Annotated in this window: 13 protein-coding genes and 1 pseudogene; 8 read left to right on the top strand and 6 right to left on the bottom strand. The window is 34.6% G+C overall.

Going from position 1 to position 14,846, the window contains the following annotated elements; translation table 11 throughout:
* Window positions 1-38 precede the first annotated feature (38 nt).
* Window positions 39-1,172: an ABC transporter substrate-binding protein gene (locus tag ACFIMK_RS09175; protein WP_273791030.1), complete on the bottom strand. Its 1,134-nt coding sequence runs from the start codon at window positions 1,170-1,172 to the stop codon at window positions 39-41.
* Window positions 1,173-1,495: 323 nt separating this feature from the next.
* Here ACFIMK_RS09175 and ACFIMK_RS09170 point away from each other — a divergent pair, with 323 nt between their 5' ends.
* The 4 genes from ACFIMK_RS09170 (at window position 1,496) to ACFIMK_RS09155 (ending at window position 4,438) form a co-directional block, all read left to right on the top strand.
* On the top strand, window positions 1,496-2,071 hold the full coding sequence (locus ACFIMK_RS09170; RefSeq protein ID WP_273791031.1) for a cold-shock protein: 576 nt from the start codon (window positions 1,496-1,498) through the stop codon (window positions 2,069-2,071).
* Window positions 2,072-2,322: 251 nt separating this feature from the next.
* Window positions 2,323-2,835, top strand: a complete 513-nt coding sequence (locus ACFIMK_RS09165; protein ID WP_375628133.1) for a DUF192 domain-containing protein — start codon at window positions 2,323-2,325, stop codon at window positions 2,833-2,835.
* Window positions 2,832-3,605, top strand: coding sequence for an alpha/beta fold hydrolase (locus ACFIMK_RS09160; RefSeq protein WP_375638412.1), 774 nt, complete (start codon window positions 2,832-2,834; stop codon window positions 3,603-3,605). The genes ACFIMK_RS09165 and ACFIMK_RS09160 overlap by 4 nt, the downstream gene beginning before the upstream one ends.
* Before the next feature lie 620 nt (window positions 3,606-4,225).
* Entirely contained in the window at window positions 4,226-4,438 is a 213-nt protein-coding gene (locus tag ACFIMK_RS09155; RefSeq protein ID WP_375638411.1) for a DUF3126 family protein, read from the top strand.
* A gap of 44 nt (window positions 4,439-4,482) precedes the next feature.
* Here the strand turns inward: ACFIMK_RS09155 and radC are convergent, their stop codons facing one another.
* The 3 genes from radC to sfsA are packed head-to-tail and all read right to left on the bottom strand — an operon-like array spanning window position 4,483 to window position 6,834.
* Window positions 4,483-5,277 (bottom strand): DNA repair protein RadC, encoded by a 795-nt coding sequence (radC, locus tag ACFIMK_RS09150; protein WP_375638410.1) that lies wholly within the window; start codon window positions 5,275-5,277, stop codon window positions 4,483-4,485.
* A 17-nt stretch (window positions 5,278-5,294) separates the two neighbouring features.
* On the bottom strand, window positions 5,295-6,125 hold the full coding sequence (gene map / locus ACFIMK_RS09145; protein ID WP_375638409.1) for a type I methionyl aminopeptidase: 831 nt from the start codon (window positions 6,123-6,125) through the stop codon (window positions 5,295-5,297).
* Entirely contained in the window at window positions 6,118-6,834 is a 717-nt protein-coding gene (gene sfsA / locus ACFIMK_RS09140; protein ID WP_273791037.1) for a DNA/RNA nuclease SfsA, read from the bottom strand. Before sfsA ends, map begins: the two co-directional genes overlap by 8 nt.
* A 303-nt stretch (window positions 6,835-7,137) precedes the next feature.
* On the opposite strand from sfsA, the pseudogene ACFIMK_RS09135 reads away from it, so the two are divergent.
* The 4 genes and pseudogenes from ACFIMK_RS09135 (at window position 7,138) to ttcA (ending at window position 10,728) form a co-directional block, all read left to right on the top strand.
* A pseudogene (locus tag ACFIMK_RS09135) lies at window positions 7,138-7,975 on the top strand (RNA methyltransferase).
* Window positions 7,968-8,795, top strand: a complete 828-nt coding sequence (gene murI, locus ACFIMK_RS09130) for a glutamate racemase (RefSeq protein ID WP_375638408.1) — start codon at window positions 7,968-7,970, stop codon at window positions 8,793-8,795. The pseudogene ACFIMK_RS09135 and the gene murI overlap by 8 nt, the downstream one beginning before the upstream one ends.
* A 172-nt stretch (window positions 8,796-8,967) precedes the next feature.
* Complete coding sequence (gene rpsD, locus ACFIMK_RS09125; RefSeq protein WP_273722651.1) at window positions 8,968-9,585, top strand: 30S ribosomal protein S4; 618 nt, start codon at window positions 8,968-8,970, stop codon at window positions 9,583-9,585.
* 267 nt (window positions 9,586-9,852) lie between these two features.
* The gene (ttcA, locus tag ACFIMK_RS09120) at window positions 9,853-10,728 is read left to right on the top strand and encodes a tRNA 2-thiocytidine(32) synthetase TtcA (RefSeq protein WP_375638407.1); all 876 of its coding nucleotides are present in this window, start codon (window positions 9,853-9,855) and stop codon (window positions 10,726-10,728) included.
* Window positions 10,729-11,260: 532 nt separating this feature from the next.
* Here ttcA and rimO read toward each other — a convergent pair.
* Complete coding sequence (gene rimO, locus ACFIMK_RS09115; protein ID WP_375638406.1) at window positions 11,261-12,574, bottom strand: 30S ribosomal protein S12 methylthiotransferase RimO; 1,314 nt, start codon at window positions 12,572-12,574, stop codon at window positions 11,261-11,263.
* Between the two features lie 460 nt (window positions 12,575-13,034).
* Window positions 13,035-13,739, bottom strand: a complete 705-nt coding sequence (gene lexA, locus ACFIMK_RS09110; protein ID WP_273791042.1) for a transcriptional repressor LexA — start codon at window positions 13,737-13,739, stop codon at window positions 13,035-13,037.
* Between the last annotated feature and the right edge of the window lie 1,107 nt (window positions 13,740-14,846).

Raw genomic sequence — 14,846 nt, 5'->3', positions numbered from 1 at the left:
CAACCAATTCTTGCATTTTAATAAGCACAACTTTTTAATTAAAAAGCAGGTTTAACTTCTTCTAAATAAACACGTTTTCCATCCTGTATTTTAATGATACCAATAGGAATTTTAGGATTATGATTTTCATCCATTGACATATCCCCAAAGGGGGTAGGAAAATCTTTTAATTGGCTAAGTGCGATAGTAATTTTTTCACGATCAGTGCTACCAGCATTTTCAATAGCCTTCATGAACATCATATAACTCGTGTATCCCAAAACAGAATTGATATTTGGCTCTTTGTCTGGGTAAGCTTTTTTCCATTCTTTTGTGAATTCTTGCGCAGCTACTGACATATTTGGCATATCCTCACTATAGGGAAGTGTCGTATGTAAGAAACCTTCTGCAGCTTTTCCTGCAATCGTAATGGTTTCTGGATTATCCATAGCATCTCCACCCATAATTTGAAATTTAGCCCCTAATTCTCGTGCTTGTTTCATGATGATAGCACCTTCAGAAAAGTAAGATGGAATGAATAAGATATCAGGTTTCTGGGCGATAATTTGCGTGAGAACAGCTGAAAAGTCCTGATCTCCAGAATTATAATTTAAATTTGAGATAACTTCACCACCTAATTTTTTGAAAGCACGCGTAAAATAACTTGCAAGACCAATAGCATAATCGCTTGAAATATCTTTAAGGATAGCAGCCTTTTTTGCGTGTAAAGTTTGGCTTACATAAGTTGCGATTCCTACTCCTTGATAGGAATCAATAAAGCAAGCACGAAAGTAATATTTTTTACCCTGTGTAACAAGGGGACTTGTTGAGGACGTTGCAATGGTTGGAGTCTTTGCCTTTTCAGATATTTCACCACCTGCTAACGAGAGCGAAGAACCATAGCTACCAATGATTCCACTCACTTTTTCACTTGCTGTTAAACGCATAACAGCATTAGCCGCTTCTACTTTATCAGACTTATTATCAATAATAACAAGTTCTACTTTACGTCCTAAAATTTCTGGAACTTTTTTATGGGCTAATTCTATACCTCTAATTTCAAGCTGACCTCCAAATGCATTTTGACCACTTAATGGAAGATAAACACCAATCTTAATAGGTTCACTCGCATAAACATTTGCTGTAAATGCCATAAATGCTGCGATTATCGTAAGGATTTTCTTCAATTGCATTGCGCATTTTCCTTAATTGAATTGTCGTTTTTTCACCTTATATTGAACTTCTTCATCATGCAAGTTACACATTAATCAAAATATCATTATGTAAAAAAACTTTTATATGATCTCTTTTGTAGGGCACTTCTTGTAAGGTATGTAAAGTGTACAATCAAATAGTTTTATAAATATTCACGTTGATATTCTCTGACATTAACATAGAAGATACGACAATGTGGGGAAATCTTATCTTGGGGCTTGCGTGTTGATACAAGAGCAATGTTTACTTAAACCTAGAGAATCAATATCGTACAATTTATAAGCTACAGGATCACGTTATTATGACGAGTAAGGATGCATTAAAGGATTGTTCCCCATCTGAGGATAGTATAGGTGCTTGTGGGGAGATTATCGAAATCAGTGGTGTCATTAAGTGGTTTGATGGTAGTAAGGGGTATGGATTTATTGTACCTGATTTACCTCATTTCCCCGATATATTATTGCATGTTACAGTAATGCGAAGGGATGGTTTTCAAACAGCTTTGGAGGGAGCTAAAGTCATTTGTGCTGTGGAAAAAACTGAACGAGGATTAAAGTGCGTTCAGGTGAAATCCATAGATTGTTCTTCAGCAATCCATCCATCAGAAGTTCCAGCCCGTACCCATGTTGTTGTTACTCCAGAAAGTGGACTAGAACGAGCAATTGTTAAATGGTTTAATCGTGACAAAGGATACGGTTTTCTTAGCCGTGGGCAAGGAACGGAAGATATTTTTATTCATATGGAAACATTGCGCCGTTTTGGTTTAGCAGAGCTTCGTTCGGGTCAAGTTGTTCTTGTACGTTTTGGTAAAGGAGAAAAAGGTTTAATGACAGCAGAGATTTATCCGGATATAGGCATTCCTTTAGCTACGCATTAAATTTCACGAGTGAAATCAGTGTGTTTTCTATATTTTTAAAGGTGATTGTTTCATAAATTGCTATAGAAGTAGATTTTTAAAGAAAATATAGCTCTCGTGAATCCATAAACCAAATGAAGAAAATTGTGCATATTACGTTGAAAGAAACTAGAAAATAACAAGGAAGCAATTCTCTTGTTTTTTGACTTTTAAACTCTGGTACTTTTTATTTTATAAACAAAATTTAAAATTTTTCTCTGGTGGAGACAAGAATGTTAAAGCCTTTTAAAAAGGAGTATATTGTTTTATTGGTGATGCTTTTTATGTTAGATATGCGTGTTGTTGTAGCAAAGGAGCCCATAGAGATTCCTGTGCATCCGATTCCTTTAGAAATACATACAAAGCAAGGTCCGGTTTTTTATAAGGTAGAGATTGCTTTTACGCCATCTCAAGCAGCAGCTGGTTTAATGTATCGAACTGATTTTCCACGCGATCGTGCAATGCTCTTTAAGCAGCTAAAAAGTTATCCATCGGGAGATGAGCAGAAAATTTTTATGTGGATGGCAAATACGCCTTTACCTTTAGATATGATTTTCTTAAACTCTGAGGGAATTATTGTATCGATTATTGAAAATACTTCTCCATTTTCAACAAATACCATTTCATCAGAAGTTCCTGCAGCTTTTGCACTTGAAATTAATGCTGGTGAAGTTTCTGAAAAACAGATACAAAAAGGACAACGTGTTATTCATCCTGTACTTTGTGGAAAGTGCAATAAAAAATGACCGCTGAAGATATTCGTTTTTTTGAATATAATGGTTTGCGATTTGCTTATCGAGAAGAAGGACAAGGCGCTCCTGTTTTGTTGATCCATGGTTTTGGATCTTCTGCACGGGTGAATTGGTATGCAACAGGTTGGTTTCGTATTCTCACGGAAGCAGGATATCGTGTTATTGCTCTTGATAATCGCGGTCACGGAGATTCAGTTAAAAGTTATGATCCTGCTTTTTATACACCTCAAGCTATGGCTGGTGATGCGATAAAGTTACTACAGCATTTAGAGTTATCTAAAGCTCATGTTATGGGATATTCTATGGGAGCTCGTATTAGTGCTTTTATGGCTCTTTTGCATCCAACATATGTGAACAGCGTTATTTTTGGTGGTTTAGGTATTGGTATGGTAACGGGAGCAGGAAATTGGGAGCCTGTGGCTGAAGCTCTTCTAGCGGAAGATATTTCTACCATTACCAATACGCGCGGTTTAATGTTCCGTAAATTTGCAGATCAAACGAAAAGCGATAGGCGTGCTCTTGCTGCTTGTATCATTACATCAAAACAGGAGTTAACGGCGTCTGAAGTTTACAAAATCAAACAACCAGCACTTGTTGCCGTTGGTTCATTAGATGAAATTGGCGGTGATGCAGAGCCATTGGCAGCCTTGTTGCCTTGTGGTGAAGCTTTATCAATTCCTGATCGAGATCATATGCTTGCTGTAGGCGATAAAGTTTATAAAAAAGGCGTTATCGATTTTCTTTCTCGTTATCCTATAAAATAAGAACTCTTCATAGCTTTTAGAATTTACAGAAATACCCAATATTTTTATTTCGTATAAATTGAAAAAAGCTTATTAAAAAATCTTTCTGTTATGACGTAAGTTTTTATAAAAAATGAAAAGAAAAATAAACTCTTATTAGCTTATTTTGTATATTTTCCAGAGAGGTAATTCTTCTAAGATTAGATAATTATACTTTAAAGGTTATTAAAAAGAATTATTTTCGAATGATGTAATAAATATTTTTTGCTAAAAAATGTAGTTTTAAATAAAAAAATATTTTTATTTGTATTTTTTATAAAATAAACAAAATTATAAATTATTGATCAATTTATTCTTACGAATATGCATTTTAAATACAGATGCTAAAATTGGAGATAAAGTAAAATTATTAAAAATATACAGTTTTTTTTTGCCATTTTTTAATCTATACGGGTATATTTAATAATGATAGACTCCTTTTGTAAACGTTCTTTATGAATGTATAAAGAACGTTGTGAATATATGTAATATTAAGTAAATATTCAGATTATGCTTTTTTACTGACTTTACAGAATCATAAGAGTGTCTTATTTGCACGACACGCAATTATTTTAATCGTTTCAAAAAAACAGGAGAGCATAGTGAATGCTGATGAAATAAAAAAACTTGATAATTATTTTAAAAATATATTCCAAAACTCAGCATTGCAAGTCAGAGCACGGCCTAAAAAGAGTGATTCTTGTGAGGTTTATATAGGAGATGAGTTTTTAGGCATTATCTATCGAGATGAAGATGAAGATGAGCTCTCCTATAATTTCTCAATGGCTATATTAGATATTGATTTAGAAAATTGATTCGTTATTCATAGTTGAATGAAGTCTTTTTTATCCCATAAGATTTATATAAGTTTTAACGCTTTAAAACTCGTATGGTTATTTCGTGCAATAATAAGATGGTCATGGATAATAATGCCTAATGCATTTGCTGCATCTTTTAATCTATATGTCATTGTTATATCTGCATTAGAGGGGGTGGAATCGCCAGAAGGGTGATTGTGGACTAAGATAAGTCCTGATGCGGATAACTCTAAAGCTCGAGAAATAACTTCACGAGGATAAACAGGGGTATGATCAATGGTTCCAGTTTGTTGCACCTCATCAGCAAGTAAGCCGTTTTTCTTATCAAGAAACAAAATACGAAACTGTTCACGTGTTTCGTGAGCCATAACAGCTTTACAATACGCTAACACTTTATCCCATGATGAAAAAATATCGCGCTTAAACAATTGCGCACGAGCAAGACGTCCAGCAACATCTGAAATAATTTTTAAATCAACTGCAGTGGCGGGACCACATCCTGGAATTTCTTGAAGTCGGTGAATATCCGCTCCCAACACATCAGCTAATGAACCAAAACGCGCTATCAAATTTTTAGCTATGGGTTTTGTGTTTGCACGGGGTATTGTGCGAAAAAGCAATAATTCAAGATACTCATAATCTTCAATTGCATTTCCTTTTGACTTTAAATAGCGCTTCCGAAGACGTTCACGATGTCCTTGATAATGTTTATGAAGCTGTGCGTTTTTCTGAGGCTCTTCACTTTTTCTTTCTGATACTGGGGTGAGTGGAGAACTCGATGTTAATGCAAAGTGATTACTTTGAGTACCTTCCTTTTGATTTAATTTTTTAGCCATAACATCTCTACGTTGCGTTAGGTATGCGAATTTGGAATATAAAAAATATTTTTAGGAGATTGCGTAAATATTTCATATCCTTCATTTGTCACACCAATTGTATGTTCATATTGTGCTGTCAGAGAACGGTCACGGGTAACAGCAGTCCAACCGTCAGATAAAATCTTAACTTGTGGTTTACCAAGGTTAATCATAGGCTCAATTGTAAACATCATACCTTGTTTTAATTCGACTCCTTCTCCAGGGGCTCCATAATGGAGGATATTAGGAGCATCATGAAAAAGCTGGCCGATACCATGTCCGCAAAAGTCTCTCACAATTGAACAGCGTTCAGATTCTGCATACTGTTGAATGGCTGCCCCGATATCACCTGTCGTTGCTCCAGGCTTAACGACAGCGATTCCTTTCATAAGACTTTCATAGGTTATTTTTAGCAAGCGTTCTGCTGCACGCCTAATTTTTCCAACAGGATACATTCGGCTTGAATCCCCATGCCAACCATCAAGGATAAAGGTTACATCAACATTTACAATATCACCTTCTTGCAAAGGTCTTTTATTGGGAATGCCATGGCAGACAACGTGATTGATAGATGTACAGCATGAATGGCTGTATCCATGATAATTTAGATCAGCAGGAAGTGCTCCTCGCTTAGCACCAAAAACGAATACAAAATCATCAATTTCTTGCGTAGTAACGCCCGGCTTAATAATATCCGTAAGCGCATCAAGGCATTCTGCAGCAATACGACCAACTTCACGCATTTTAGCAAAAGCATAATCATCGAAAATGCGGATTTTTCCATTAAATTTTAAAGGGATTTTATTATATTCGATATACTCAGTCATTGTTTCTTCTATTTTCTATTTTTACTCTCTGAATCGGAAAAATGCCTTCTACACTTACATGACACTTTACAGCATAACATTCTACCCCTGATTTTAATGCTAAATCAAACTTACGTCCATAGAGTGGATCAAGATCATGACAAATTGTAAAAGCTGTGCAATCTTCTCGTTGAATAATATAAAGCATAGCAGCTCGTTTTCCTTGTTGTACAACTCCTATGAGCTCATCAAGGTGACGTGCACCACGTTTTGTTTCGCTATCAGGAAATTCTGCTAATCCTTTCTGACGAATAAAATGAACATTTTTGACTTCTAGGTAACAATCAGGAAGAATGTCATCTTGTAAAAGAAAGTCAATTCGTGATTGTGTCCCATAGCGTTGTTCTTTTAAAATTGTTTTATATCCACTTAATTCTGGTAGTAATCCGTTTTGAATTGCCTCTAACGCAAGCTTATTGGGTAAAGAAGTATTAATGCCAACCAAAGTATTATCGGCTTCAATAATTTCTAATTGATAGGCATATTTTCGTTTGATGTCGTTATGATAAGAAAGCCAAATATTGGAGTTGAAAGCTGTTAATCCAAGCATTGATCCTGTATTAGGTACAGACACGGTGAGGACATGCTGATCATCTTGTTGAACATCTGCAAGGAAACGTTTATAACGACGGATAAGCTTTGCAGGAAAAAGTTTGGGAATAAAGTGCATATCCCTTTTTAGGATTTATGATTTCATAATTCAACTGAGATTATGATTTATAGGGGCTGTTCCCTATTAAAAAAGATAAAATTGATGTAAAAAACGCTACGATATCTTATATAAATTGTTATAAATTCCATCGTTCACTTTAATGGCTTTTAAAATTTATTATTAGGTTTAGAAACTATTATCTTTGAATGAAAAGATAACATTGTCTATAATTTATTATTAAACAGCATTAGAGTATTGTGAAAAAGGTTTCGTAAAAAATAGTGGAGAGGGAGATAGTTTAAGTGAAACTAGGTAAGATTGATGGCAGGAACGAATAAGAATCGTGAAAATTTAACAAATGGTCCCATTATTATTTTAGTTGAACCGCAGCTTCCTGAAAACATTGGTATGGTCGCAAGGGCAATGGCAAATTTTGGGCTTTCTAAGCTTCGATTAGTCAATCCTCGAGAAATGTTTCCAAATGAAAAAGCTAGAGCTGCTGCAAGTAAAGCTGATCATGTCATTAACAATGCTGTGATTTTTAACACATTGCGTGATTCAATTGCAGATTTACACTATGTTTTTGCCACAACAGCACGTGAAAGATGTGGATTTAAAACTGTAAAAAGTGCTGTCGAAGCAGCAAGCGTATTACGTCAGCGTGAAAGTATCGGACATAAGACAGGTATTGTCTTTGGAAGAGAGAGATGGGGACTAGAAAATGATGAAATCAGCCTTGTTGATGAAATTATTACTTTTCCAGTTAATCCTGCTTTTGCGTCACTTAATATTGCGCAAGCGGTTCTTTTAATGTCTTACGAATGGATGAAAACTGGTTTAGAGAATGTCAGCGATACGGCATTTCGTGCCGCAGAGATGGAACCTGCAAATAAAACAATATTTCATGGTTTTTTATCTCAGTTAGAAGAGGCTTTGAATATCCGTGGGTATTTTAGACCCCCAGAACGCAAAGAAGTAATGATTGCAAATTTGCGCTCTGTTTTTACGCGCGCTAACTTTAGTGAACCTGAGGTTCGTTTATTGCGAGGCATTATATCTTCTTTGGATCATTTTTCGCCACAATATCCACGAGGGAGTAGAGCACCTGAAGAACGTGATCGTAAAAAAATTAAAAATAAGTGTGAAAACTAATGGATGAACGACCTGTTCTTTTTTTTGATAGCGGTATTGGTGGTTTAACAGTGTTTAGGGAAGCGCGTATTCTTATCCCTGACATGCAATTTATCTATGTTGCTGATGATGCAGGATTTCCTTATGGAAATTGGAAAGAAAATATTTTGAAAGAGCGTATTTTGAAGATTTTTACAAATCTTTTAACACGCTACAATCCAGCTTTATGTGTGATTGCTTGCAACACTGTTTCTACACTGATGATAGCAGATTTACGACAGAATTTTCCTCATGTCCCTTTTGTAGGAACGGTTCCTGCAATTAAATCAGCTGCAGAACAAACAAAATCTGGTTTTATTTCCGTATTAGCGACTCCAGGAACAGTTAAACGTGCTTATACAAATGAATTAATTAACTCTTTTGCTGGACAGTGTCATGTTCAGCTTGTGGGAAGTAAAAAGCTGGCTGGACTTGCTGAAGATTATTTACGGGGAAAATCTATCGATTCAGAAGAGTTAAGAAAAGAAATCCTGCCATGTTTTGTGGAAAAAAATGGACAATATACGGATGTTATTGTTTTAGCCTGCACACATTATCCTTTTTTGATTAATTTCTTTCGTGAACATGCTTTATGGTCCGTTGAGTGGATTGATCCGGCGAAAGCGATCGCCAAACATATCAGATCTTTATTACCATTGTCGGGAGAAATACACCATCAATATATAAAGAAATATCAAGATTTTGCGTTGTTGACATCGAAAAATATCACTTCTTTAACGGAGAATTTGTTTAAAGGATTTGGCTTAAAACTCATGAAAGGAGTTGACTTTGGGTTACGAGACCAATAATGATGATCTAGCTATTTTTTCAAGAAAATAGCATTAATTGACGTGTCCCGTGGATAACTTTGCATATTGATATGTTAAGGTATTCTGTCAGTCTTTATAGTATTTAAAGGCAGAGGAGGGCGCGTTTCCTTGGGGTCTTAAGATCTCGTGTTTTATTTTATAAGGAAATGCGATGAGTAAACGCGAAACAACAAAGTATAAAATTGACCGTCGTATGGGAGAAAATATTTGGGGGCGTCCAAAATCTCCTGTCAATCGTCGTGATTATGGTCCAGGTCAGCATGGACAGCGTCGTAAAGGAAAACTTTCTGACTATGGGGTGCAGTTGCGCGCTAAACAGAAATTGAAAGGGTTTTATGGAGATATTTCAGAAAAACAATTTCATAAAACCTATGAAGAAGCTGCTCGTCGACGGGGAGATACTGGTGAAAATCTTATCGGTCTGTTAGAATCACGTTTGGATGCTGTTGTTTATCGTGCAAAATTCGTACCTACGATTTTTGCTTCTCGCCAATTTATCAATCACGGTCATGTTAATGTCAATGGGCGGCGCACAAACATTCAATCTTATCGTTGTAAACCCGGTGATGTTATTGAGGTTCGGGAAAAATCGAAACAACTTGTTTTAGTGTTAGAATCAGTGCAATTGGCAGAACGTGATGTCCCTGATTATATTGAAGCAGATCATAAACAGATGAAAGCAACCTTTACACGTATTCCTGCTTTTGCAGATGTTCCTTATGCTGTGCAAATGGAACCTAATCTGGTTGTTGAATTTTATTCTCGATAATTTTTCTGTAAGAGAAATTGTTTCTCTCTTCTATTATGATAACTTCAAAATATTATGTTATTCTTACAATATTTGAAGTTAATAAGTTCTTTTTGTAAATGGTTCTATATTAAGTTTATTGCTATGTTTTATAGTCATAAATTTGTATAGTTCCATTTCTTTTTTGTGTATCTAATTTATAAATTCAAAAAACATAAATGTAAGCTTGCTTTAATATTTGTTTTTATCTTTGCAAAACGAGCCGTTTATTGTGCAGGATATGGTATTATGAATGATGTTTCAGTTGAATATCAGGCAATAGAAGAAAACGAAGGGAGAGATGATCCTTTAATAAGCGAAGCAGATAATTGTCATCCAATGTTTCGTGTTGCTCCTTCAAGCGTAGAATTTAATAAATTACGCAAACGACTTTTACGTCATATGCGACAAGCTTTGGATGATTTTTCTATGCTCTCTACAGGAGAAAAATGGCTTGTTGCTTTATCGGGTGGAAAAGACTCTTATGGTTTATTAGCGCTTCTTTTAGACTTAAAGTGGCGAGGTCTTTTATCCGTTGAAATTCTTGCCTGTAATCTTGATCAAGGGCAACCAGGATTCCCTAAGCATATTCTTCCAGACTTTTTAAGTTCTTATAAAATTCCATATCGTATTGAATATCAGGATACTTATTCCATTGTTACAGATAAATTGGCAGAGTCGCAGACATATTGTTCACTTTGTTCTCGATTACGACGTGGTAATCTCTATCGTATTGCACGTGAAGAGGGATGTTCTGCATTAGTTTTAGGTCATCATCGTGATGATGTTTTAGAAACATTTTTTATGAATTTGTTTCACGGTGGCCGATTAGCTGCCATGCCTGGAAAACTTAAAAATGATGAAGGAGATCTTTTTGTGTTACGTCCTCTTGTTTATGCTGCTGAGGAAGATATGGAAAAATTTTCTCAAGCAATGCAATTTCCGATTATTCCTTGTAATCTTTGCGGTAGTCAAGATGGTTTGCAACGTAATGCCATGAAAGAAATGCTGAAAAATATAGAAAGACAAATGCCAGGACGTAAAGATACGATGATTCGCGCTTTAACAAATGTACGCCCAAGTCATTTGCTTGATAAGAAATTCTTTGATTTTAAAACGTGTTAATAATAATTAGATATTTAAAAAAAATACGTTCAAAGAGTTTAAGATAAGATACTTATTTATAATGATAATTTATTGTTTTTTTAATTTAGATACGTCAGATTGTTTTGTTTCAAATTCTCTTATATTGCATCTATAAAAAACATCTGCCTGCATATCACAAAGGAAATTCTCGTGTGCATCAAACTCTCTTGAAAAAATTTTTCTTTCACTAACCAATGACTGTCGCAATATCAAAAATAGGAAAATAGTACGATTGTTGATTTGCTCTTTTGTTAATTAAAAATAGTGAACCTTGTGGATTTTATTTTATTCTGTTGCGCCGCCATCACCGTCATTTAAGGTATTAAATTAAGAGAATATATAACTGCTTGATATTTTGGGAGTGTATAGCAACACTCAGGGCAAGAATTGCTCGTAAATTCTCATGAAGTGAGTTACATAAGTGATCAAGTTCGATTGTGAGTAACCGACCTTTTATAAACCAATGCTGATAGAAATCTTCATCATTGAGGACAGAGAAGGAGTTAAATTTTTAAACGGCTATACCATAAAGGTCATAGGCATCCGATTGTTCGATTTTAACGGTGACAAATTCACCAACACGCAGTGGGCGTCGTGATGATATATGGACAACACCATCTATTTCTGGAGCATCGTACTGACTCCGTCCTTTGGCAACTTTTCCTTGACTTTCATCAATAAGAACTTGGAGTCTTTTTCCAATTTTTTTCTTTAAAAGATATGTAGAAATTTGTTGTTGTTTTGCCATAAAACGATGCCAGCGGTTTTCTTTCACCTCTTCAGGAATATTTTCTAATCCCAAATCATTTGCGGCAGCTCCTTTTACTTCTTCATATTTAAAGCACCCAGCGCGTTCAATTTTTGCTTCTTCTAGCCATTCTAGAAGTATATTAAAATCTTCATTCGTTTCACCAGGAAAACCAACAATAAATGTTGATCGCAAAGTAAGATCTGGACAGATTTTCCGCCATTTTTCAATTTTACGGTTTGTTTTTTCCATAAGTGCGGGACGCTTCATGTGACGCAAAACAGCCGGTGATGCATGCTGAAAAGGAATATCCAGATAAGGAAGAATTTTTTTTGCAGCCATAAGTTCGATAACTTCATCAACATGGGGATAAGGATAAACGTAATGCATACGTACCCAAATACCCATATCGCCTAGTTCGCGACAAAGATCAAAGAATTTCGTTTTGATTGTACGATCTTTCCAAGAATTTTCGAGATATTTAAGATCAACACCATAAGCACTCGTATCTTGTGAAATAACCAAAAGTTCTTTTACACCCGCTTGCACGAGTTTTTCAGCTTCACGAAGAACATCGCTGATGGGACGTGAAGTGAGATCACCACGCAGAGTAGGGATGATACAAAAACTACACTGGTTAGAGCATCCTTCAGAAATCTTTAAGTAGGCGTAATGGCGAGGTGTTAAACGAATACCTTGGGGAGGAACTAAATCAAGAAAAGGATCATGAATTGGAGGAATTGCTGTATGAACAGCTTCTATAACGCTTTCATAAGCTTGCGGTTTTGTAATAGCCAATACATTAGGATATGTTTGGCGAATAGCATCAGGATCAGCACCAAGACACCCTGTTACAATAACTTTTCCATTTTTTTTAAGAGCTTCATCAATATTGGCTAATGATTCTTTCCTTGCCGAGTCAAGAAAACCACAGGTATTCACAATAACGACATCAGCTCCTTGATGTTGACGTGAAATCTCATACCCTTCGGAGCGAAGGCGTGTAATAATTCGCTCAGAATCTACGAGTGCTTTTGGGCATCCGAGGGAGACAAAACTAATACGAGGTGCTACCATGATGATCCTACAATTACTATGAATGATTCAGTTACGTTTTTATTAACTTAAAAATAATGTTCTTTATTTTTATACCTATGCAATACAGTCTGTTACAAAGTTATTTGATTTTTTTTCTACAAAATTTTATGTGTTTTTATGCATGCATACAATTTTGTCTTATTATATCGTAAAATTCCATCATTGAGGACGAGGATATAAGGCTGCTTTCTTAAAAGCATTCAAGTTTTTTTCAAAGTACGTGGTGAATATTTTAAAGCTTACTTGCCAAGCCTTGCATAAGTGAAGAACATGGAGGGAAGGGAAAGTGAAATCCGCTCGATAAGGATCTGGATTGTTTATAAACCGAATTGGGGGCATCCTTTGGCTGTGGAGAAGAAGTCAATTGCATGTGGCACAATAAAAAAATACTCAACAGCTTCTTATTGCGATATATATCACGTACTATAAGGTTTATTTTTTAATATTTGCGAATAAGTCCGGTAAGTTTTCCTTGTATTTCTACACGCTCGGATTCGTATGTCCGTACTTCATAATGAGGATTTGCAGCTTCTAATGCAATAGAAGCTCCTTTGCGTCGATAACGTTTTAATGTTGCTTCTTTTTTATCAATAAACGCAACAATAATTTCACCTGTTATTGCTGTATTTTGACGTTTCACAATGATCGTATCTTTATCAAAGATACCAGCCTCCATCATAGAATCATCTTTAACTTCTAATGCGTAGTGCTCACCTGTATTAACCATATCGAGTGGAAGAGAAAGGCTGTTTATTTGTTGCAGTATAGCAGAGGCGGGTACGCTTGCAGAAATACGTCCCATAATAGGAATGGTGATATTTTTTTTTTCTTCTTCATCAAAGGGACTCAAGCTTTTTGATATTTCCCTTTTATTTCTTTCTATTATACTGGGAGAAATTTTACGTGCTAAAGAAAGGTTAAATGTTATTTTCTCAGGAAGTCGAATCACCTCCACAGCACGAGCACGATTGGGCAAACGACGTATAAAACCTCTTTGTTCTAAGGCTATAATGAGCTTATGAATACCAGACTTTGAAGAAAGCTCTAATGCATTTTTCATTTCTTCAAAAGAAGGAGGAACACCAGTTTCTTTTATATGGTTATGAATAAACAAGAGTAGCTCATACTGTTTACATGTTAGCATTCAATATTCCAATCAAAATAATAAAAATTAGTAAAGTAAAAATACATGTATATATAACACTTTTACAATTTTTATCGCCAAATCAAAATTATTTTCTTTGTTTTTGATCTTATCGTTTAATAAAGCAATATTTTTATTTATAGATATATTTAAATTATTATTTATATAGCTATATAGCTACATTAATATTAAATAATGTATAAAATACTTTATAGTTCTGACTGAATTATATAACACCAAATTTTATGACCAGTATTATCCTTTTCTTCTAAAAATATATCTACATGTTTTGTAATTTCTGATATAAAAAAGTTAAATAGAAGGCATTCTATATATTTAGAACTCTCTATGGGTATTTAAAATCATTTTACATACTGCATATTATTTCTGCTTTTTTATTCTTAGTAAAATTATCTACAGCTCTAATAGTGAGCACAATTTATAGTCATTCGGGATATTTTCAATGAGACTAAATTTTGCTTCATATCTACTTTATTCTATAGGATAAATTGGCTTTCGTTATATATTCATTATGCATAAATAAAATTATACTCTCAAAATGCCATTGTTGCTCATTGTTCCATTTTCAGGTCTAACGTGTCAACTGCTATATACTATTTTCATGAACCCTAATGTTACGATAAATTTTGATTATTGAAAGGAGGCATAAAAGGTATTTTCATTTCTTTTTTATAGTTTTATTCTCTCACTTATATTGGTCAAGAAAATGCTTTTTATTGTTTCAATATAAAAAAGATTTGAAATGAGATAAGCTTACAGTATTTGAGACTTCTCACTCAAGTGAAAAATAATAAATTATTATAAATCAATATATTATCTTATAAAGCTGTATTCATATTTGAAAATTAAACACTAAAATATAAAGATATAAAAATAATATTATAATAAAAGGTATTTTTTCTTCTCTACCCATTATGCTCAACAACCCATGTGAGGGGAAGGGGGTATTGCTCATAATTTTAACGCTTCGAATCTATGCAATATTTTGCAGTGAAATTTTTCCTTTATTGAAACTTCAAAAAGAAGATTAAAGAGTACTTATACAATGATGAAGTAAAGGGGCGAAAACGGAAAATTATTGATAAC

Origin of the sequence: Bartonella sp. AP280QHHD (genome assembly GCF_042196125.1) — a bacterium.
GTDB lineage: Bacteria > Pseudomonadota > Alphaproteobacteria > Rhizobiales > Rhizobiaceae > Bartonella.
The sequence above is the reverse complement of the archived record's forward strand: the minus strand, read 5'-3'. Positions and strand labels throughout refer to the sequence as shown.